This window comes from Lysobacter sp. HA18 (genome assembly GCF_054057595.1).
In genome coordinates this window covers 1,059,540-1,079,073 of the sequence record NZ_JBSRZL010000001.1, presented here as the reverse complement: position 1 = coordinate 1,079,073, position 19,534 = coordinate 1,059,540, and the positions used below count along the sequence as shown (strand labels likewise).

General features: G+C 66.9%; 20 protein-coding genes. 4 read left to right on the top strand and 16 right to left on the bottom strand.

Annotation, left to right across the window (positions count from 1 at the left end; genetic code table 11):
- Positions 1-37: 37 nt before the first annotated feature.
- Genes ACVWWW_RS05435 through surE form a run of 4 tightly spaced genes read right to left on the bottom strand, consistent with a single transcriptional unit; the run spans position 38 to position 2,910 of the window.
- Positions 38-826, bottom strand: a complete 789-nt coding sequence (locus ACVWWW_RS05435; protein ID WP_027082524.1) for a peptidoglycan DD-metalloendopeptidase family protein — start codon at positions 824-826, stop codon at positions 38-40.
- On the bottom strand, positions 823-1,437 hold the full coding sequence (locus ACVWWW_RS05430; RefSeq protein WP_027082523.1) for a DedA family protein: 615 nt from the start codon (positions 1,435-1,437) through the stop codon (positions 823-825). The genes ACVWWW_RS05435 and ACVWWW_RS05430 overlap by 4 nt, the downstream gene beginning before the upstream one ends.
- A 13-nt stretch (positions 1,438-1,450) precedes the next feature.
- Positions 1,451-2,116 (bottom strand): protein-L-isoaspartate(D-aspartate) O-methyltransferase, encoded by a 666-nt coding sequence (locus ACVWWW_RS05425; RefSeq protein WP_155914412.1) that lies wholly within the window; start codon positions 2,114-2,116, stop codon positions 1,451-1,453.
- A gap of 8 nt (positions 2,117-2,124) precedes the next feature.
- Positions 2,125-2,910 carry a 5'/3'-nucleotidase SurE gene (surE, locus tag ACVWWW_RS05420; RefSeq protein WP_027082521.1) on the bottom strand — a complete coding sequence of 262 codons (786 nt, stop codon included), beginning with the start codon at positions 2,908-2,910 and terminating at the stop codon, positions 2,125-2,127.
- Positions 2,911-3,045: 135 nt separating this feature from the next.
- Between surE and ACVWWW_RS05415 the strand changes: the two genes are divergently transcribed.
- A complete protein-coding gene (locus tag ACVWWW_RS05415) occupies positions 3,046-3,594 on the top strand; it encodes a Smr/MutS family protein (protein WP_027082520.1) in 549 nt (182 codons plus the stop codon).
- On the opposite strand, the gene ACVWWW_RS05410 is transcribed toward ACVWWW_RS05415, so the two are convergent.
- The 9 genes from ACVWWW_RS05410 to ACVWWW_RS05370 form a co-directional block, all read right to left on the bottom strand.
- A complete protein-coding gene (locus ACVWWW_RS05410) occupies positions 3,591-3,830 on the bottom strand; it encodes a hypothetical protein (protein WP_155914208.1) in 240 nt (79 codons plus the stop codon). The two genes, ACVWWW_RS05415 and ACVWWW_RS05410, sit on opposite strands and share 4 nt — an antisense overlap.
- A gap of 111 nt (positions 3,831-3,941) precedes the next feature.
- The gene (gene truD, locus ACVWWW_RS05405; RefSeq protein WP_027082518.1) at positions 3,942-4,982 is read right to left on the bottom strand and encodes a tRNA pseudouridine(13) synthase TruD; all 1,041 of its coding nucleotides are present in this window, start codon (positions 4,980-4,982) and stop codon (positions 3,942-3,944) included.
- The gene (gene ispF / locus ACVWWW_RS05400; protein WP_027082517.1) at positions 4,979-5,461 is read right to left on the bottom strand and encodes a 2-C-methyl-D-erythritol 2,4-cyclodiphosphate synthase; all 483 of its coding nucleotides are present in this window, start codon (positions 5,459-5,461) and stop codon (positions 4,979-4,981) included. Before ispF ends, truD begins: the two co-directional genes overlap by 4 nt.
- Positions 5,458-6,171, bottom strand: coding sequence for a 2-C-methyl-D-erythritol 4-phosphate cytidylyltransferase (ispD, locus tag ACVWWW_RS05395; protein ID WP_027082516.1), 714 nt, complete (start codon positions 6,169-6,171; stop codon positions 5,458-5,460). The genes ispF and ispD overlap by 4 nt, the downstream gene beginning before the upstream one ends.
- Positions 6,168-6,512 carry a cell division protein FtsB gene (gene ftsB / locus ACVWWW_RS05390; protein ID WP_027082515.1) on the bottom strand — a complete coding sequence of 115 codons (345 nt, stop codon included), beginning with the start codon at positions 6,510-6,512 and terminating at the stop codon, positions 6,168-6,170. The genes ispD and ftsB overlap by 4 nt, the downstream gene beginning before the upstream one ends.
- A 3-nt stretch (positions 6,513-6,515) precedes the next feature.
- On the bottom strand, positions 6,516-7,802 hold the full coding sequence (eno, locus tag ACVWWW_RS05385) for a phosphopyruvate hydratase (protein WP_027082514.1): 1,287 nt from the start codon (positions 7,800-7,802) through the stop codon (positions 6,516-6,518).
- A 16-nt stretch (positions 7,803-7,818) separates the two neighbouring features.
- Positions 7,819-8,652 (bottom strand): 3-deoxy-8-phosphooctulonate synthase, encoded by an 834-nt coding sequence (kdsA, locus tag ACVWWW_RS05380; protein ID WP_027082513.1) that lies wholly within the window; start codon positions 8,650-8,652, stop codon positions 7,819-7,821.
- A 67-nt stretch (positions 8,653-8,719) separates the two neighbouring features.
- Positions 8,720-10,402 (bottom strand): CTP synthase, encoded by a 1,683-nt coding sequence (locus ACVWWW_RS05375; RefSeq protein WP_027082512.1) that lies wholly within the window; start codon positions 10,400-10,402, stop codon positions 8,720-8,722.
- A 130-nt stretch (positions 10,403-10,532) separates the two neighbouring features.
- Positions 10,533-11,231, bottom strand: a complete 699-nt coding sequence (locus ACVWWW_RS05370; RefSeq protein WP_027082511.1) for a hypothetical protein — start codon at positions 11,229-11,231, stop codon at positions 10,533-10,535.
- Positions 11,232-11,402: 171 nt separating this feature from the next.
- Between ACVWWW_RS05370 and parE the strand changes: the two genes are divergently transcribed.
- The 3 genes from parE (at position 11,403) to ACVWWW_RS05355 (ending at position 16,000) form a co-directional block, all read left to right on the top strand.
- Positions 11,403-13,313, top strand: coding sequence for a DNA topoisomerase IV subunit B (gene parE, locus ACVWWW_RS05365; RefSeq protein WP_027082510.1), 1,911 nt, complete (start codon positions 11,403-11,405; stop codon positions 13,311-13,313).
- A 236-nt stretch (positions 13,314-13,549) separates the two neighbouring features.
- Positions 13,550-15,436 carry a prolyl oligopeptidase family serine peptidase gene (locus ACVWWW_RS05360; RefSeq protein WP_196804339.1) on the top strand — a complete coding sequence of 629 codons (1,887 nt, stop codon included), beginning with the start codon at positions 13,550-13,552 and terminating at the stop codon, positions 15,434-15,436.
- A 153-nt stretch (positions 15,437-15,589) separates the two neighbouring features.
- Positions 15,590-16,000, top strand: a complete 411-nt coding sequence (locus tag ACVWWW_RS05355) for an antitoxin Xre/MbcA/ParS toxin-binding domain-containing protein (protein WP_036141774.1) — start codon at positions 15,590-15,592, stop codon at positions 15,998-16,000.
- Positions 16,001-16,003: 3 nt separating this feature from the next.
- On the opposite strand, the gene hutG is transcribed toward ACVWWW_RS05355, so the two are convergent.
- The 3 genes from hutG to ACVWWW_RS05340 form a co-directional block, all read right to left on the bottom strand.
- Positions 16,004-16,819 carry an N-formylglutamate deformylase gene (gene hutG / locus ACVWWW_RS05350; protein ID WP_027082509.1) on the bottom strand — a complete coding sequence of 272 codons (816 nt, stop codon included), beginning with the start codon at positions 16,817-16,819 and terminating at the stop codon, positions 16,004-16,006.
- An 18-nt stretch (positions 16,820-16,837) separates the two neighbouring features.
- A complete protein-coding gene (gene gorA / locus ACVWWW_RS05345) occupies positions 16,838-18,199 on the bottom strand; it encodes a glutathione-disulfide reductase (RefSeq protein ID WP_027082508.1) in 1,362 nt (453 codons plus the stop codon).
- 62 nt (positions 18,200-18,261) lie between these two features.
- A complete protein-coding gene (locus ACVWWW_RS05340; RefSeq protein WP_027082507.1) occupies positions 18,262-19,533 on the bottom strand; it encodes an FAD-dependent oxidoreductase in 1,272 nt (423 codons plus the stop codon).
- Position 19,534: the final 1 nt, after the last annotated feature.

Sequence of the window (19,534 nt, the reverse complement as noted above, 5' to 3'; positions counted from 1 at the left end):
CGCGGTCGACGCCGTAACCGTGGCGTCGAATCGACGATCAGCGCGCCGGCAGGTACAGCAGCGGATCGACCGGCTTGCCGGTGTAGCGGATCTCGAAGTGCAGCATGTCGCGCGGTGCGCCGCTATGGCCCATCTCGGCGATCGCATCGCCCGCCTTCACCAGCTGGCCTTCGTTGACCAGCCGGCGCCGGTTGTGTCCGTACGCGGACAGCCACTGTTCGTTGTGCTTGATGATCACCAGCTCGCCATAACCGACCAATCCGGCGCCGGAATACACGACGGTGCCGTCGGCCGCCGCACGCACCGGCGCGCCCTCGCTGCCGCCGATGTCGATACCCTGCTTCGTCGGCTCGCCAGGCACGAAGCGACCGACGAGCGAGCCGTCCGCCGGCCATTTCCATGCGAACCCGCTCGCGGGCGGCGCGACCACCACGGGCGGCGGCACGGGACGCGTGTCGTGCACGACCGGCGGTGCCGTGGTCGGCGTATGCGCGGTCGTGTCGCGCGAGGGCGCTGGCGTTGGAACCGACGGCGCGCGGGTGCCGCCGGGATACAGGCGCAAACGCTGGCCCGGATAGATCGTGTACGGCGGCGGCAATGCATTCCACGACGCGAGGTCGAGCACGCTGATGCCGTTGCGCGTCGCGATCGAATAAAGCGTCTCGCCACGCTGCACGATCGTGGTCCCGCCGGGCTTCCCCGTCGACACGCGCGGCGCGCTCGACGTGCGCGAGCCTGTCGACTCGCGCACCACCGTGCTCGAGCAACCGGCGATCAGCGCAACGGCGCTCATCGCCATCAGGGAACGAATGCCAAGACGATTCATGCGCCGTGCGCCCTCCAGACCAGCACGCCCACGCCGACCGCGACGAGCACCATCGCCACCCAGCCGATCGGTTCGATGTAGCGACGCAGCGTCGCTTCCGCACGCTCGCCGCCTGCGCGGATCACCGCGGCGACCAGGAACACGCGCTTGCCACGCCCGATCGCCATCGCAAGGATGAATTGCAGCATCGGTACGCCGACGATGCCCGACGCCCAGGTGAAGATCTTCATCGGGATCGGCATGAAACCGCCCAGCACGAGGAACGTAAATACCGCCCACGGCGATTCGGCGACTTTCGCCTGCACCGTGTGGATGCCCGATTCGATTGCCGGAAGCATGCCCATCGCCGCGAACAATGGCTTGATCGCTTCGAACGCGTAGTGGCCCAGCGCGTAGCCGACCAGCGAACCGAGCAGCGAGAACGCGAGGCTCAAGCCGGCGTAGCGGAATGCGCGACGCGGCTCGGCGACGCACATCGGCGCGAGCATCACTTCGGGCATGACGGGAAAGATGATCGCCTCGAAGAAGCTCAACGCTGCGAGGTAACGCACCGCATGTTTATGACGGGCCCATCCGATCGCGCGGTCGTACAGCGGGGCGAAAAGCTTCAAGCGGTTCTCCGTCTCAATCCACGATGCCCGACAACAGCGGCACGAACACGACCGGCGCCAACACCTGCTCGTCGAACGTGCCGTCCTCGCGCTGGCGGATACGCACCAGCGACTGCGCGTTCGCCGGCCCGACCGGCGCGATGAGCGTGCCGCCCGGAACCAGCTGCGCCTTCAACGCATCGACCAGTGCGGGTGCGCCGGCGGTGACGAGGATGGCATCGAACGGCGCGTTCTCGGGCCAGCCGATGCGACCGTCGTCATGCTTCGTTCGGACAGTCAGGCCGAGCTGGCGCAGGCGCTTGCGCGCGATACGCAGCAGTTCGCCGATGCGTTCGACCGTGTGCACCTCGAGGCCTAGCGCAGCGAGCACCGCGGCCTGGTAGCCGGAGCCGGTGCCGATCTCCAGCACCTTCTTCGGATTTGTTTCGATCAGCGCTTCGGTCATGCGCGCGACGACCCACGGCTGCGAGATCGTCTGCCCGTGACCGATCGGCAGCGCGGTGTCTTCATAGGCGCGCGTCGCGAGCACTTCGTCGACGAACAGATGGCGCGGCACCGTGCGGATCGCGTTGAGCACGCGCTCGTCGACGATGCCGTTCGCGCGCAGTCGCTCGACCAAGCGGTCGCGCACGCGCTGCGAGGTGAGCCCGCTGCCCGTCGCCTCGGGTTTGAGATGCATGCGCACGCTTATGACTCCGTCCGCAGGCGCAGCGTGTCGGCGAGACCGCCCACCCAACCGGCAACCTGCTCCAGCGCCTGGAAGCGCGTCAGGTCGACGTGGATCGGGGTAATCGACACGCAACCGCGACGGATCGCGTGGAAATCGGTGCCGGGGCCGGCGTCCTGTTCCGGGCCGGCGGCGCCGATCCAGTACCACTGGCGACCGCGCGGATCGACCTGCGAGACGCAGGCTTCGGCGCGATGGCGGTTACCGAGGCGCCCGACCTCGAAGCCCGCGAGTTCGTCCCACGGCACGTCGGGCACGTTGACGTTAAGGATGGTGTCGGCAGGCAACGGATCCACCGCCAGACGCGCGACCAACTCGACCGCCGCACGGGCGGCTGTCTCGTAATGACACCCGACGTGGTCGACCGTCGCGAGCGACACCGCGATCGCCGGCAACCCGAGGAAGCGGCCTTCCATCGCCGCGGCGACGGTGCCGGAATAGATGACGTCGTCGCCGAGGTTCGCGGTGTTGTTGATGCCTGACACCACGATGTCCGGCTCCTCGTCGAGCATGCCGGTCAGCGCGACGTGCACGCAGTCGGTCGGCGTGCCGAACACGCGGAACGTCTCGTTGTCCCGCTGCACGACGCGCACGGGCATGTCGAGGGTGAGCGAATTGCTCGCGCCGGAGCGGTCGCGGTCGGGCGCGACGGTGATGACGCTATGGCCGGCGGCGCGCAGGTGGTCCGCGAGGACGCGGATGCCCGGCGCGTCGACGCCGTCGTCGTTACTGACAAGAACTCGCATTCGGGGTCGTTGCGCCGGTGTGGAGGAACCGCCGGCGACGGCGGGCACTCATGATAGCCGAACGACCGCAGCGCCCATTCGCGCAATGAAGACGCTGTCGCAACGATGCGCACGCCGTCCCGTTACGCTGGCCGCATGGGCGACAACGATCCGCGCGACGAGGACCTCGAACTGTTCCGGCAGGCCGTTGGACCGGTGCGCCCGGTCGACGCCCCGCCGCTGCCGCCGGCCGGACCGAAGCCTAAGCCGCGTGCGCGAATGGCCGAACGCGACGAAGCCGCGGCAGCGACCGAGTTCAGGTTGGCGCTGGACGAACAGCTGCTGGGCGCGGGCGACGTGCTCAGTCATCGCACCGAGCGCCTGCCGCCGTACACCTTCCAGCGGCTCAAGCGCGGCGAGCTGTCCGCGCAGGAAGAGATCGACCTGCACGGCCTGGATGCGCGACAGGCGCAGTCACTGCTGCGCGAATTCCTTGCGGATGCGCGGCGTCATGGCGTCGGCTGTGTGCGGATCATCCACGGCAAGGGCCGCGGTGCGGACGAGCTCGACAGCAGCGGCGCACCGGTGCTCAAGAATCTCGTCGACCGCGTGCTTCGACATCGCGCGGACGTGCTGGGCTTCCATTCCGCGCCGCCCGCACAAGGCGGGACGGGCGCGGTTGTGGTGTTGCTGGCGAAGCGTTAGCGCGGAGTCTTCGCAGCTGCGTGCTTCAGTGGCGGATTCACCCACTCCACGTGGATTCCGCGTGCGACGGCCTGCTGATTGATCCGTGCGATGAACTCGCCGTCCTGCTGGCCCAGAACAGAGCTGGACGCGCGCGGCGCTACATACGTGGTTGAAGACGACTCGTGCATGCTCGCGCAGCCGGTGCCAGCGCCTGCGAGGAGAACGACCAGGAATGCGGAACGCATTGCGGACATAAACCCTCCTTCGGACGTCGATCGACATCCGCCCCCATGGCGGGCGTCGACTTCCTTATACGCCCGCCACTGAATGCGTTTCGCGTGATTCGCGGGCCGTTCGACGAACGGTCAGTCGAGCCGGCCGGCCGTCGATCGCACGTCGCCCAACGCTTCCAGAATGCAGGTCGCATAAGCGCCGGGCGGCAGGCCGAACGTGAGCTCCAGTGACGTTCTATCCGGACGAAGCCACGTCAGCGCCGACGGCCGCAATCGCAAGGCGCGACGTTCCTGCTCGAGCCCTGCCCGTTCGAGCCCGGCCTGCAGCGCCGGACCGTTGTCCGCGGCCATGCAGGTCGCTTCCAGCTCGCGACAGTCGCCCGCGCTGCGCAAGTCGCCGCGGCCCCACAGCGGCCCGGTCGGATGGATGTCGAACTCGGCAAGCCGCTGCGCCAGCGCGTCGTCGAACGGCTCGGGGCCGAATACGCTGCGACGGCCGTCGAGCATCCACACCTCGCCGTCGAGCGGCGTGTCCCAGCAGTCGCGACGCACGCGTTCGGCGAGCACGCGATTGAACAGCTCCGAACGCGCGGCCGACAGCAGCAGGCTTCGTTCCTCGCGACGCACGCGACGCCCCGCGAACATCGCGAGCGCCTGCTCGACGTTGTCGCCGGCGCGACCGAACCGCTGCTCACCGAAGTAGTTCGGCACGCCACGTCCTGCAATCGCTGCGAGGCGTGCATCGATCGCCGCGGCATCGCCTTCGACATCGCGCAACGTAATGGTGAAGCGATTGCCCGCGAGCGCGCCGCGCGGCAGCTTGCGCGAATGACGCGCGGAGAACAGCACGCGCAGCGACTCGTTCTCGAGCGTCGCGATGTCCGGCGATTCACGACCCGGCAGATGCACGGTGAAGCGCTGTCGCGTCACCGCGTGGCGATCCTTCAAACCCGCGTAGCCGATGGCGACTTCCTTGACGCCCGCCCACTCGGCGATGCGTCGCGCGGCGAACGCGGTGTTCATCCCGCGCTTCTCGATCTCGAGCAGCAGGTGCTCGCCCGTACCCGTCGGTTCGAAACCCGCGATCTCCTCGACGACGAAATCCTCGGGGCGCGACCGGAACGTGGCGGTCAGCACGGCATCGCCGTGCGCGCGCGGCAGCGATGTCGTCATGCCACCGACTCGAGCAGGCAGACCGCCATTGCGGCGATGCCTTCCTCGCGACCTGTGAAGCCGAGTCGTTCCGTGGTCGTCGCCTTGACGCTTACCGCGTCGATGGCGACGCCGAGATCCTGCGCGATGCACTCGCGCATGGTCTGCGCATGCGGCCCGACCTTGGGACGTTCTCCAATCACCGTCGCGTCGACGTTCACGACGCGAAAGCCGCGCTCCGCTGCGAGCGCGACGCAGTGGCGCACGAACGTACGGCTGTCGGCATCGCGCCAGCGTGCATCGCTTGGCGGGAAATGATGACCGATATCCCCAAGCGCGAGCGCGCCAAGGATCGCGTCGCACAGCGCATGCAGCACGACATCGCCATCCGAATGCGCGACGACGCCGCGCGAATGCGGAATGCGCACGCCACCCAGCATCACGTGGTCGCCATCACCGAACGCATGGACGTCGAAACCCTGGCCGATGCGGACGCTCATGCACTCACCTGGTTCGACCGGCGCGACAGCAGGAATTCGACGAGCGCAAGATCCGCGCGCGTCGTCACTTTGATGTTGTCCTCGCGTCCTTCGACGAGCAGTGGTCGACAACCGGCGAGTTCGAGCGCCATCGCTTCATCCGTCACGTTGACGCGCGCGGCGTATGCAGCGACGAGTGCGTCGCGCAGTACGTGCAGGCGCGCGGCCTGCGGTGTGAACGCGCGCCACAACCGCTCGCGTGGCTCGGTTCCCGCGCTGCATCCGTGGTTGTCCAGGCGCTTAAGCGTGTCGCGTACCGGCGCGGCGAGCAGTGCGCCGTCGTCGCTGTCGGACGCGGCGGCGATAAGGCGCTCGAGATCCGCTGCATCCAGGTTCGGACGCGCCGCATCGTGTACGAGCACCAGGACGCTGTCGTCATAATCGACGTGCGCCGCCAGCGCGTCCAGCGCTGCCAGCACCGATCCCGCGCGGTCGGCGCGACCGGTGCACGTCAGCACCGGCTTGCCGTGCAGCGACGTCCAGCCGGGCCAGCGCGTGTCTTCTTCGACAATCGCGACCATCGCACCTTCGACGCGCGGATGACGCAGCAATGCATCCAGCGCATGCGCGATCAGTGGCTTGCCCGCGACGTCGAGGTATTGCTTGGGAACCTCGCCACCGAAACGGGTGCCGGTGCCGGCGGCGGGCACGACGGCCCAGATGCGCGTCATGGCGTCGCGGGCGCAGTCGGCGCGTCGGCCGGCTTCTGCACGGGCCGCGTGTTCTCGACCACGCGATAGAAGACTTCGCCGGGCTTGATCATGCCGAGCTCGCTGCGCGCGCGATCCTCGACCGCGGCCTCGCCCGACTTCAGGTCTTCGACTTCGGCGGCCAGCGCGGCATTGCGCTGCTGCAGGCCGCCGTTGTCGTGTGCGAGCGCGTCGACCTGCAACTGCAGCGTACCGACCGCTTCACGTCCGCCCTCACCGCGCCACAGCCGCACCTGCAGCACTGCGAGCAGCATCGCCAGCAGGCCGATCAGGATCAGCAGGCCGTAGCGCGTTCGCGCCATCGGTCAGCGCACCAGGGACACGAACGCGTCGCGGCCGGCGTAACGCGCGGCGCTGCCGAGCTGCTCTTCGATGCGAAGCAGCTGGTTGTACTTGGCGACGCGATCGCTGCGGCACAGCGAGCCGGTCTTGATCTGCGTTGCCGTGGTCGCGACCGCGATGTCGGCGATCGTCGTGTCCTCGGTTTCGCCGGAACGGTGCGAGACGATGGCCGCATAGCGCGCGGCATCCGCCATCGCGATGGCCTCCAACGTTTCGGTCAGCGTGCCGATCTGGTTGACCTTGATCAGGATGGCGTTCGCGACGTTCTGGTCGATGCCTTCGCGGAAGATCTTCGGATTGGTGACGAACAAGTCGTCGCCGACCAGCTGCACCTTGTTTCCGACGCGCTCGGTGAGCAGCTTCCAGCCAGCCCAGTCGTGCTCGCCCATGCCATCTTCGATCGTGATGATCGGGTAACGCTGCGTCCAGTCGGCGAGGAAGTCGACGAACTGTTCGCTGGTCAGGCGCTTGCCTTCGCCGGTGAGGTTGTACTTGCCGTTCTCGAAGAACTCGCTGGACGCGACGTCGAGACCGAGCAGCACGTCCTCGCCCGCGCGATAACCGGCCTTGCCGATCGCTTCGAGGATGGTTTCCAGCGCTTCCTCATTGCTGCGCAGGTCAGGCGCGAAACCGCCCTCGTCGCCGACGGCCGTGCTCAGGCCGCGACCCTTGAGCACGCTCTTGAGCGCGTGGAAGATCTCGGTGCCCGCACGCAGCGCTTCGCGGAAGCTGTCGAAGCCGACCGGAAGCACCATGAATTCCTGCAGGTCGACGTTGTTGTCGGCATGTGCGCCGCCGTTGATGATGTTCATCATCGGCACCGGCAGCACGGCTTCGCGACCATTCGCGAGGTGCTGCCACAGCGGCATCTTCTTCGACGCTGCGACCGCGTGCGCATTCGCCATCGAAACGCCGAGCAGCGCGTTCGCGCCGAGACGACCCTTGTTGTCGGTGCCGTCGAGATCGATCAGCCGACGGTCGAGGCCGGCCTGGTCGTTCGCATCGAAACCAACCAGCGCCTGCGCGATCGCCGTGTTGACGTTCGCCACCGCGTGCGTGACGCCCTTGCCGAGATAGCGCGTCTTGTCGCCGTCGCGCAGCTCCACGGCTTCCTTCGTGCCGGTCGACGCGCCCGACGGCACCATCGCGCGGCCGAAGCTGCCGTCGGCGAGCGTGACGTCCGCTTCGAGCGTGGGGTTGCCGCGGCTGTCGAGGATTTCGCGGGCGTGGATCTTGGCGATCGTGGTCATCGTTGGAGCGTCGTCCTTAGACAGTGGATTCGAGGAAGCCGTTGCGCTTGGTCACTTCGTCGAGCGCCTTCAGCGTTTCGAGAAGCGCGCGCATTTTCGGCAGCGGCCATGCGTTCGGGCCGTCGGACAGCGCCTTCGACGGATCGGGATGCGTTTCCATGAAGATGCCGTCGATACCGACCGCCATCGCCGCGCGCGCGAGCACCGGCACGTGCTGGCGCTGGCCACCGCTGGACGAGCCCTGCCCGCCCGGCAACTGCACCGAGTGCGTCGCATCGAACACGACCGGGCAACCGGTTTCGCGCATCACCGCGAGCGAGCGCATGTCGCTCACCAGGTTGTTGTAGCCGAAGCTCGCGCCTCGCTCGCAGACCATGATGTCGTTGTTGCCGGTCGACTTCGCCTTCTCGACGACGGGCTTCATGTCCCACGGCGCAAGGAACTGGCCCTTCTTGATGTTGACCGGCTTGCCGGCGCTGCAGACCTTGGTGATGAAGTCGGTCTGACGCACGAGGAAGGCCGGCGTCTGCAGCACGTCGACCACGCTCGCGACTTCGTCGATCGGCGTGTACTCGTGCACGTCGGTCAGCACCGGCAGGCCGAGCTGGCGCTTCACTTCCGACAGCACCTTCAGGCCTTCTTCGACGCCCGGCCCGCGAAAGCCGTTGAGCGACGTGCGGTTCGCCTTGTCGAAGCTCGACTTGAAGATGAAGGGAATGCCGAGTTCCGTGGTGATTTCCTTGAGCTTGCCGGCGGTCTCCATCTGGAGTTCCATCGACTCGATCACGCACGGGCCGGCGATCAGGAAGAACGGCTTGTCGAGGCCGACCTCGAATCCGCAGAGTTTCATGGGGTACTCCAAAGCGAGGCGATGCGCGGTCCGCGCATCGCTCGAGACGACGAAGGCGCAGCGCGCATCAGTTGCGCACTTCCTTCAGCAATCGACCACCCGCCTGCGCCTTGTGTTCGCGGGCGGCACGGATGAAGCCGATGAAGAGCGGATGGCCGTCGCGCGGGGTCGACAGGAATTCCGGATGCGCCTGGCAGGCCAGAAACCAAGGGTGCGCGTCGCGCTTGAGTTCGACCATCTCGACGAGCAGGTCGTCCATCGACTTGCCCGACACGATGAGGCCCGCGTCCTCGAGCTGCGTGCGGTAGCGGTTGTTGAACTCGTAGCGATGGCGATGGCGTTCGCCGACGACGTCGCGACCGTAGGTGTCGCGCGCGAGCGTGCCCGGCTTGAGGCGCTGATCCTGCAGGCCCAAGCGCATGGTGCCGCCGAGGTCGCTGGCTTCGCTGCGACGTTCGACGTCGCCCGTCTGCGTCCGCCATTCGGTGATCAGGCCGATCACCGGATGCGGGGATGCCTTGTCGTTCTCGGTGCTGTTCGCGCCGTCGAGGCCGCAGACATTGCGCGCGTAATCGACCACCGCGGCCTGCATGCCGTAGCAGATGCCGAAGTACGGAATGCCGTGTTCGCGTGCGAACTTCGACGTCGCAACCTTGCCTTCGAAACCGCGATCGCCGAAGCCGCCGGGCACGAGGATGCCGTCGACGCCGTCGAGCGCGGACACGCCCTGCTTCTCGACGTCGCTGGATTCCAGCCACTTCAAGTTGACGCGCGTGCGCTGGCGCAGACCACCGTGCTTGAGCGCTTCGGCGACCGACTTGTACGCGTCCTGATGATCGACGTACTTGCCCACGACGCCGATCGTGACTTCATCGACCGGATGCTCGCTGGCGTCGAGCACCGCATCCCACTCGGACAGATCGGCCGGACCCGCTTGCAGGCCGAGGCGGCGGATGACGATGTCGTCCAGTCCCTGTTCGTGGAAGAAGCGCGGCAGCTTGTAGATGTTGTCGAGGTCGACGGCCGAGATCACCGCGCGCTCGGGCACGTTGGTGAACAGCGCGATCTTGCGACGGTCGGAATCCGGCAGCGGCTGTTCGCTGCGGCAGAGCAGGATGTCGGGCTGGATGCCGATCGAGCGCAGTTCCTTGACGGAGTGCTGCGTCGGCTTGGTCTTGAGCTCGCCGGCTGCGGCGATCCACGGCACCAGCGTGAGGTGCATGAACAGCGTCGATTCCGGGCCGCGCTCACTGCGCAGCTGGCGGATCGCTTCGAGGAACGGCAGCGATTCGATGTCACCCACCGTGCCGCCGACTTCCACCATGCCGATGTCGTAGCCGTCGGTGGCGTCGACGATGCAGCGCTTGATCTCGTCGGTGATGTGCGGGATCACCTGCACGGTGCCACCGAGGTAGTCGCCGCGGCGCTCCTTGCGGATCACCGATTCGTAGATGCGACCGGTGGTGATCGAGTTCTTGCGCGACAGGCGCGTGCGGACGTAGCGCTCGTAGTGGCCGAGGTCGAGATCGGTTTCGGCGCCGTCGTCGGTGACGTACACCTCGCCGTGCTGGAACGGGCTCATGGTGCCCGGATCGACGTTGATGTACGGATCGAGCTTCATCATCGTGACGCGCAGGCCGCGCGATTCGAGGATGGCCGCGAGCGATGCCGCCGCGATGCCCTTGCCGAGCGAGGACACCACGCCGCCGGTGACGAACACGAGCGGCGTTACATGGCTTGCGGAAGTCATGGGCGTGGGGTGCGCTGGAAAGTCGTAGTTTACAGGCGTGACGCGCGTCCCGCGAATCGACGAGCGCGCGACGCACAAAAGAAGCGCCCCGGACGAGCCGGGGCGCTGGGTTGCAGTACTGCGAGACGTCTTACTTGCGCTTGTGCGCGTCGCGCTTGGCCTTGCGCGCGTCCGCAGCGGCCTTCGCATCGGCCTTGGCGTCGGCGCTGACCTGCGCGTCGTCCGTCATCTGGCCGGTGCCGGCGAGCGCGTCGTCGGTCGCCGTGGTGGCGGTCGAGGCCGCCGTCTTGCCGGCGGTGACGGCCGAGTGCGTGGCGGCGTTGGCGTTGCCCGAAACGGCATTGACGGCATTGGTCGCCGCGTTCGTGGCGCCGGCGACCGGCAGCGCCGGCGTGGTGGCGCCGGCGGTCGCACCGGTCGAACCCGTGGCGGACGTGCCCGCGGTCGAGCCGGCGACGTTGCCGGAGACCGAACCCGACGCGTCGACGCCCGAGGTGCCGGCGGTCACGCTGCCATCGACGCCAGCGCCGGTGGTCGCATTGATCGGCGCATGCGCCGCGTCGCTGACGGCCGGACCGACCTTGTCACCCGCCTTGCGGGCGGTGGTCTTCGCGGTGTGGACCGCGCTGCTGCGTGCCTTGCCGGCGGGGAGCGTGGTGGAGTCGGTCACCGAACCGGTGACGCCACCCGTCGCGGAGCCGGTGGCGGTCGGGACGGTCGGCGTCGTGACCGGGGTTGCCGGGACGGACACCGGCGGCACGGACACCTGCGCGAATGCGGGGATGGCCATCGTGGCCAGAATCGAAAGGGCGAGGATTCGCTTCTTCATGGAGCCTCCATAAGGGAAACCGGGACGGCTCGGGGGAGTGCCGTCATCCGGCCCGCGACCCTACTGGCGGCCTACGTGGGCCGCTCGTGAAAACGGCGCTAAGGTCGCGTTCGGTCGTTCAGCCTTCAGCCGTCCAAGCCTATGCGACGCGCTCTGTTAGCATTTCGACTAATGAACAAGCGATATAACGCCGCCGACATCGAGGTGCTTTCCGGGCTGGACCCGGTCAAGCGCCGCCCGGGCATGTACACGGACACCGCCCGTCCCAACCATCTGGCGCAGGAGGTCATCGACAACTCCGTCGACGAGGCCCTCGGCGGCCATGCGCGGACCATCGAGGTCACGCTGCACAGCGACGGCTCCGCATCGGTCTCCGACGACGGCCGCGGCATGCCGGTCGACATCCATCCGGAAGAGAAGATTCCGGGCGTCGAACTCATCCTCACCCGCCTGCACGCCGGCGGTAAGTTCAGCGGCAACAACTACACGTTCTCCGGCGGCCTGCACGGCGTCGGCGTGAGCGTGGTCAACGCGCTGAGCACCAAGGTCGACGTGCGCATCAAGCGCGACGGCAACGAATACCGGATGACGTTCAAGGACGGCTTCCGCGATTCGCCGCTGGAAGTCATCGGCACGGTCGGCAAGAAGAACACCGGCACGCGCGTGCACTTCTGGCCGGATGCGAGCTACTTCGACACCGCGAAGTTCAACATCCGCGCGCTGCGTCATCTGCTGCGCGCGAAAGCCGTGCTCTGCCCGGGCCTAACCGTTCGCCTGTTCGACGAAGCGACCGGCGAGCGCGACGAGTGGTACTTCGAGAATGGCCTACGCGATTACCTCAAGGGCGAGCTCGGCGAACGCGAACTGCTGCCGCCGAATCTGTTCTCGGGTTCGTTGTCGAAGGAAACCGAAGTCGTCGACTGGGCCGCTGCGTGGGTGCCGGAAGGCGAGCTGGTGCAGGAGAGCTACGTCAACCTGATCCCGACCGCGCAGCACGGCACGCACGTCAACGGCCTGCGGACAGGCTTCACCGATGCGTTGCGCGAGTTCTGCGACTTCCGCAACCTGCTGCCGCGTGGCGTGAAGCTCGCGCCGGAAGACGTATGGGACCGCGTCGCGTTCGTGCTGTCGATCAAGATGACCGACCCGCAGTTCTCGGGTCAAACGAAGGAGCGTCTGTCATCGCGACAGGCCGCGGGCTTCGTCGAATCCGCCGCGCACGATGCGTTCTCGCTGTGGCTCAACCAGCATGTCGAGCTCGGCACGCGCATCGCGCAGCTCGCGATCGAACGTGCCGCTGCGCGCCTCAAGACCGAAAAGATCGTTCTGCGCAAGAAGGTGACGCAGGGGCCGGCACTGCCGGGCAAGCTGGCCGACTGCGCATCGCAGGATCTGTCGCGTACGGAACTCTTTCTTGTCGAAGGCGACTCCGCGGGCGGCAGTGCACGCCAAGCGCGTGAGAAAGATTTCCAGGCCATCCTTCCGCTGCGCGGCAAGATCCTCAACACATGGGAGGTCGCGTCGAGCGGCGTGCTGGCATCGCAGGAAGTGCATGACCTCGCAGTCGCCATCGGTTGCGATCCCGGCAAGGACGATCTCGCGGGCCTGCGCTACGGCAAGGTCGTGATCCTGGCCGACGCCGACTCGGACGGCCTGCACATCGCGACACTGCTGGCCGCACTGTTCCTCAAGCATTTCCCGTCGCTGGTCGCTGCCGGTCACGTCTTCGTCGCGATGCCGCCGCTGTTCCGCGTCGACGTGGGCAAGCAGGTGTTCTATGCGCTCGACGAAGAAGAGAAGCGCATCCTCATCGATCGCATCGAGCGTGATCGCGCGGCCAAGAAGAAGGGCACGCCGACGGGCGCCATCTCCGTCACCCGCTTCAAGGGCCTCGGCGAGATGAATCCGGAGCAGCTGCGCGAGTCCACCATGCATCCCGACACGCGCCGCCTGGTGCAGCTCACCGTGGATGACCAGGACGCCACCTCGGCGCTGATGGACATGCTGCTCGCCAAGAAGCGCGCCTCCGATCGGAAAGCGTGGCTGGAGAGCAAGGGCGACTTGGCGACGCTCGAGGTCTGACGTCATCGGCAACTCGGCGTTCAAGGCCCGCTTCGGCGGGCCTTCCTTTTGCGCCCCTGCTGAATCGCCCCGCCAGCAAACGGCAAACCGCGTATCCACCTGATTGTCTGAGCGCCTCGACCACGCACGCTGACGCCGCCCGCGGCCCCGTTTAGACTCGACGTGGGGATTTTTCCAACAAACGGGGAAGCACTATGTCGACGTGGGGTCGATGCGCCATCGCTGTGGCGCTCTTGTTGAGCTTTCACGCATCTGCCGATCCGATACGGATCGAAGATCTCGCCCGCCACGCCGAGTTGAACGAGGCAAGCCTGTCTCCGAACGGCGACTACGTGGCGCTGGCCGTGCCGTCGCAGGACGGACGCGAGACGCAGCTCGAAATTCTCAAGCTCGATGGCACGGGTAAGACACAGGTGCTGCGGTTCCCGCAGAAGCAGCACGTCATCAACATCTTCTGGACCTCCGACGAACAGATCGTGATGTCCCGGGCTCGCACGTTTCCCTTCCAGCCGCTGCCGACGAGCTACGGAGAGCTGCTCACTACCGACATTCACGGCAAGAACCAGGACTTGCTGTTCGGGTACCAGCCCGACGGCATGAACTATCCGGGCCGGCGCAAGGACCAAGGGTTTGCCAGCGTCGAGACGGTGCTTCCCGCCGAGCCGGGCAAGATCCTGGTGCGCTTCAATTGCTGGAACTGCGGCGACGAACCCGATAGCACGATCTACAAGGTCGACAGCGTGACCGGCGAACGATCCGAGATCGAGCGGTCCGAGGGACCCGGGGCCTTCATCTTCGACGCCGGTGGTCGCGCCCGCGTGCGTACGACACGGGACGCACAGGACGAGCCCGTGCTTGCCTATCGCCCCACGCCTGGTGCTGATTGGCAGCCGATGCCGAAGTCGATCGCCGGTTATCGCGTATCCGGCGGCGCATTCACCTCGAATCCTGACATCGCATTCCTGGAGATCAGCGACGCAGGCGAGCCACCGAAGTTCTATCGGGTGGACTTCAAGAATGGGACGCGCACGTTCGTGACGTCGAACCCCGAACTTGAGCACTCGGTATTGCTGCGCGTCGGTGACACCGGCGACCCGTTCGGCGTGATCTACACGGCCGGAAAGCCGTCGATTAAATATTTTGATCCAACCTCCGAATGGGCACGGCTCCACGCGGGACTGCTAAAGGCATTCCCGGGGCAGCTGGTGGACATTCGCGACGTCAGCCGGGACGGCAAGCGGTTGCTATTTACAGTGATGTCCGATCGTCACCCCGGCGCCTACTACGTCATGGATCGCACCGCCAACAAGGTCATGCTCATCGGCGAAACGAAGCCATGGATCGCGCCCGACGCCATGGCGACGACAGTGCCCATCGAGTTCGCGGCGCGCGACGGCCGGAAGATCTACGGCTTCTATACCGCTAGCGGGGACGGTCCGCGACCGCTGGTGCTTTACCCGCATGGTGGGCCGTTCGGCATCGCCGACCGCTGGGGTTACGACGCGGACGCACAGTTCCTCGCCAGTCGCGGCTACGGCGTCCTCCAGGTCAACTACCGAGGTTCCGGCGATCGGGGAACGGCGTTCCAACGAGAAGGCTGGCGCCAGTGGGGCGGCCGCCTCATTGACGACATGGTCGACGGCGTCAAGTGGGCCGCAACGCAGAAACTGACGGAAGCCGGGGACGCATGCGTGTATGGCGCCAGCTACGGCGGATACGCAGCGCTGCAGGCCGTACGCGTTGCGCCGACGTTGTTCAAGTGCGCGATCGGATACGCTGGCGTCTATGACCTCCCGCTCGATCAGAAGCAGGTCACCAACGTCGCATCCAAGCGCTTCTTCGCGCGAACGATGGGCGCCGACGACGCGGAGCTCGCGCGCGTTTCGCCGGCACGCCACGCGTCCGATGTGAAGGTCCCGGTCTTCCTGATTCACGGCAAGGATGACCAGACCGCGCACTTCGATCAGTACAAGGCGATGCTCGACGCCCTTACCGCCGCAGGCAACGTTCCAGAGACATACGTGGTCGCCGGCGAAGGCCACGGCTTCTACAGCCCCGACTCGCAGGCGGAGCTGTACCGGCGCCTCGAAGACTTTCTGTCGAAGCATCTCCCTTCGCCGTAGCTATTGCGACCGCCGAAATTGAGCGCGGGCGGTCCAAAGCGCCCGCGCTCCGTCGCTCAGCGCGACGGATACGTGACGATTGTTGCGCCGGGACATGACGGTCGGCATGCAGCCTGTACCTCCCCGTCATGCCGCTTCATGGAGGGTGACGCCATGGGCACTGCCAACTCCCACCATCACGCGGTCGACGTCAGCCCCGGCGACGCCCGTTCATCAACGGAAGCACTCGCGCTCGATGCGCGTCGTGCGATCACGGCGCTGGGCTTCGGTGCGGGTGAAGTAAGCGAACTGCTGGACGTAGATCGCGACACGGTCGCGAAAATCCAGGCGGGTAGCGCGCGCATCCCGCCCGGCACCGATCCCGCGGCGACGCGCATGTTGTTGCTCGTGCGCCTGCACCGCGGGTTGGGTGACGTCTACGGTTCGACCGAGCGCATGGACGAGTGGCTGGACACCGAAGACCCCACGCTGCATGGCAAGCCGCGCGACCTGATACGTACGGTCGATGGCCTCAAGCGCGTTGTCGCGAACGTCGAGAAGCGCTGCAAGGATTGCCTGTGGTGAGGCTCAGCGCCGCGCGTGGTCGAGCGCAGCGCGAAGGAGTCGTTCCAGCACCGTTTGCAACGCGAGCGCCTTGACGTCGTCGTAGGCGAAGCTGTCCTCGTCCATGTAGGTGCGCTGGCTGGTTTCCAGTTGCACGGCGTCGATGCCGTTGGCCGGTCGCCCGTAGTGACGCGTGATGTAGCCACCGCGGAAACGTCCGTTCGCGACCCAGTCGAATACAGGCTGCGTGGTAAGCACGTCTTCCAACGATGATTGCAGTTCGGGCGCACAACTCGCGCCGCCCGACGTACCGAGGTTGAGATCAGGCAACCGGCCTTCGAACAGGAACGGCAGCTTGTCACCGCGAATTGAATGCCCTTCCCAGAGCACAACTCGACCGTGCGCACCGCGCAGTCGCGCGAGTTCTGACTGCAACGCGTCGTGATAAGGACGCCAGTACGTCTCGACGCGCGAGCGAACTTCGGCTTCGTCGGGTTGCGTGCCGTCGAGATACACATCGTCGCCCGTGAAGCGGCGCGTCGGGCACAGGCCCGTCGTGTTCTGTCCGGGATACAGCGAGGTGTCGTCCGGCGGCCGATTGAGATCGACGACGTAGCGCGAATAGCGTGGAACCAGTACCGACGCACCGAGTTCATCGCGTGCGAATGCATAGAGGCGCGAGACGTGCCAGTCGGTGTCCGGCGCGCGGCGCGCTTCCTCCGTCATGCGCGCCGCGAGTTCCGGCGGAATCGCGCTGCCGTCGTGCGGAAGGCTCACCAGCAACGGCGCGCGGCCGCGATACACGGTGAACGTGTCGGTGGTCAGGACGTCGTCGCTCATGATCGATCCGCGCGATGCTCAACGCATCAGCACGACTTCCTCGGCGCTGGTCGGATGGATGGCGATCGTATCGTGCAGGTCGTCGAGCGTGAGGCCGCGACGCATCGCGACGCCGAAGCCCTGCAGCATTTCGTCGGCGGCGTCACCGAGCAGATGCAGGCCGACGACGCGGCGCTCCTCGCCCGTGCAGATGATCTTGAACAGGCTGCGCTGCGGCGATTCGGCGAGCGCGTTCAACATCGGGCGGAAGCCGGCACGCAGCACGTGCACGTCATCGCCGTAGACATCGCGGGCCGCGCGTTCGGACAGGCCGATGCGACCGATGGGCGGATGCGAGAACACGACGGTGGGCACGTCGACCAGGTCGAGCGGCGCGCGCGTGCGTCCGCCGAATACACGATCCATCAGTCGACGCGCCGCAGCGATCGCAACCGGCGTGAGTGCGGGCGACGGCGTGACATCGCCGACTGCGAATACCCCTTCGACGATCGTGTGGTTGTACGCGTCGACGGGCACGAAGCCGCGTGCGTCGAGCGCGATGCCGGCTGCGTTGAGGCCGAGACCTTCGACATTGGGCGAACGACCGGTTGCGAACAGCACCTGTTCGACGGGATCTGTCCACGAGCCGTCGGCGTTGCGCAGGCGAATGCCGCCTTCGACGCGTTCCAGCGCAGTCGTCGTTGTCGCGATCTGCACGTCGACGCCGAGATGTCGGTAATCCTCGACCAGCTGCGCGGTGATCTCGTCGTCGAAACTGTCGAGCAGTCGGCCGCGCACGCGCAAGGTGACGTGGCAGCCCAGCGCCTGCAGCACGCCTGCGAGTTCCACCGCGATGTAGCCGCCGCCGATCACCGCAACGCTCGCCGGCGGTGCGCGCCATGCGAAGAAGTCGTCCGATACGCCGCCGAGTTCCGCGCAGGGAATGTCCGGTTTCACCGGCCGGCCGCCAGTGGCGATCAGTACGTGCGATGCGGTGAGCACGACGCCGTCGGACGTGCGCACGCGGCGTGCGTCGAGCATCGTGCCGCGCACAGGCATGAGCGCGATGCCAGCTGCGTCGAGGCGACGTCGATAGCTCGCGTGGATGCCTTCGATGTAGCGCTCGCGGTGCGCGACGAAGGTCGGCCAGTCGAGCGTGCACGAGGCCGATTCGAAACCGAGCGATTCGGCGTGGCGCAACGTGCTGGCGACGTTCGCGGCCAGCCACATCGCCTTCTTCGGCACGCAACCGACATTGACGCAGGTGCCGCCGAGCGCATTCGGTTCGAGGAGCGCGACACGCGCACCGTGCTCGGCCGCGCGGAACGCACCCGCGAGCCCGCCCGAGCCGCCACCGATCACGATGAGGTCGAAGTCGGTGCGTGCGGGCGTGTCGGTCATGGTGTTCTCGCTAGAAGTGGACGCGCATTAGGCCGCGACGCGCGTTACGTCGCCGCGGTCGTTCAACGCACGAAGCGGTCGGGGCGATACGGCGCGGGATCGATCGCGGTCGCGCGGCCACTGACAAGGTCGGCCAGCAGCTGCCCAGTGCCTGCGCTCATGCCGACGCCCATCATGCCGTGGCCGGTTGCAAGCCAGAGGCCGCGTCGTCCCGGCACCGCGCCGATCATCGGCACGTCGTCGAGCGACATCGGCCGCCAACCGAACCAGCGTTCGCGCACGCGCGGGCCAACGGGGTCGCGCAGGTATTCGCGCGCGCCGCGTTCGAGCGCGCCGAGGCGTCGTTCGTCGAGGCGTTCGTCGTAACCGGAGAATTCCATCGTGCTGCCGAGCCGGTAGCCGCTCGCCCACGCCGTCACGCAGACCGCGCGTTCGCGCAGCACCAGCGGCCGACGCGGCACGAGTGCCGGCGGGTCGTAGGTGATCGAATAGCCCTTACCAGGCTGGATGGTGCGCGCGAGCCAACGCAGGCCGAGCGATTCCGCGAGTCGTGGCGACCACGCGCCGGTCGCGACCACGACGTCGCGTGCTTGGATGTCACCACTCGGCGTGCGCACGACGTAGCCGTTCGCGCCGTCGATCAAACCTGTCAACGCGCGATGCTCGTCGATCACCACGCCACGTTCGCGCGCAACGCGTGCGAGTTCGGCCACGTAGCGATCCGGACGCAACGCCGCATCGCCATCGAAACGGATCGCGCCTGCGACGCCGCGAAGCATCGACGGCTCGTCGCGTTCGTAGTCCGCACCGTTGAGCACAGTGACGTCGATGCCGAATTCGCGCAGCAGCGGCACTTCGTGCTGGCCGTGTTCGAAGCGGCGCGCATCGCGAAAGACGTAGTCCTCGCCGGTCGGTTGGAACTCGCAGTCGAGGCCGTATCGCGTTATCCAGTCTTCGAGGCGGCGTCGCGAATCGTCGAGCAATGCGGCTTTGGCGACGGCACTCTCTCGCCAATGCGCGCGATTGCAACGCCCACGCAGCGCCCATAGCCAGCGCCACAACGCGGGGTCGACGCGCGGACGGATGTACAGCGGCGCATCGGGCGTGAGCATCATCGACAGCGCGCGCCGGACCATGCCGGGCGCCGCGAGTGGTGGCGCGTGGCTGGGCGTGATCGTTCCGCAGTTGCCGTGCGAGCTGCCGCCGCCGATGCGGCCAGCCTCGATCACCCGCACGGCGCGGCCGGTTTCGGCCAGCGCCAGAGCGGAGGCCAGCCCGATGACGCCGCCGCCGATGATCAGAATGTCGGTCGAGGTCGGCGTCGCGTCGGTCACG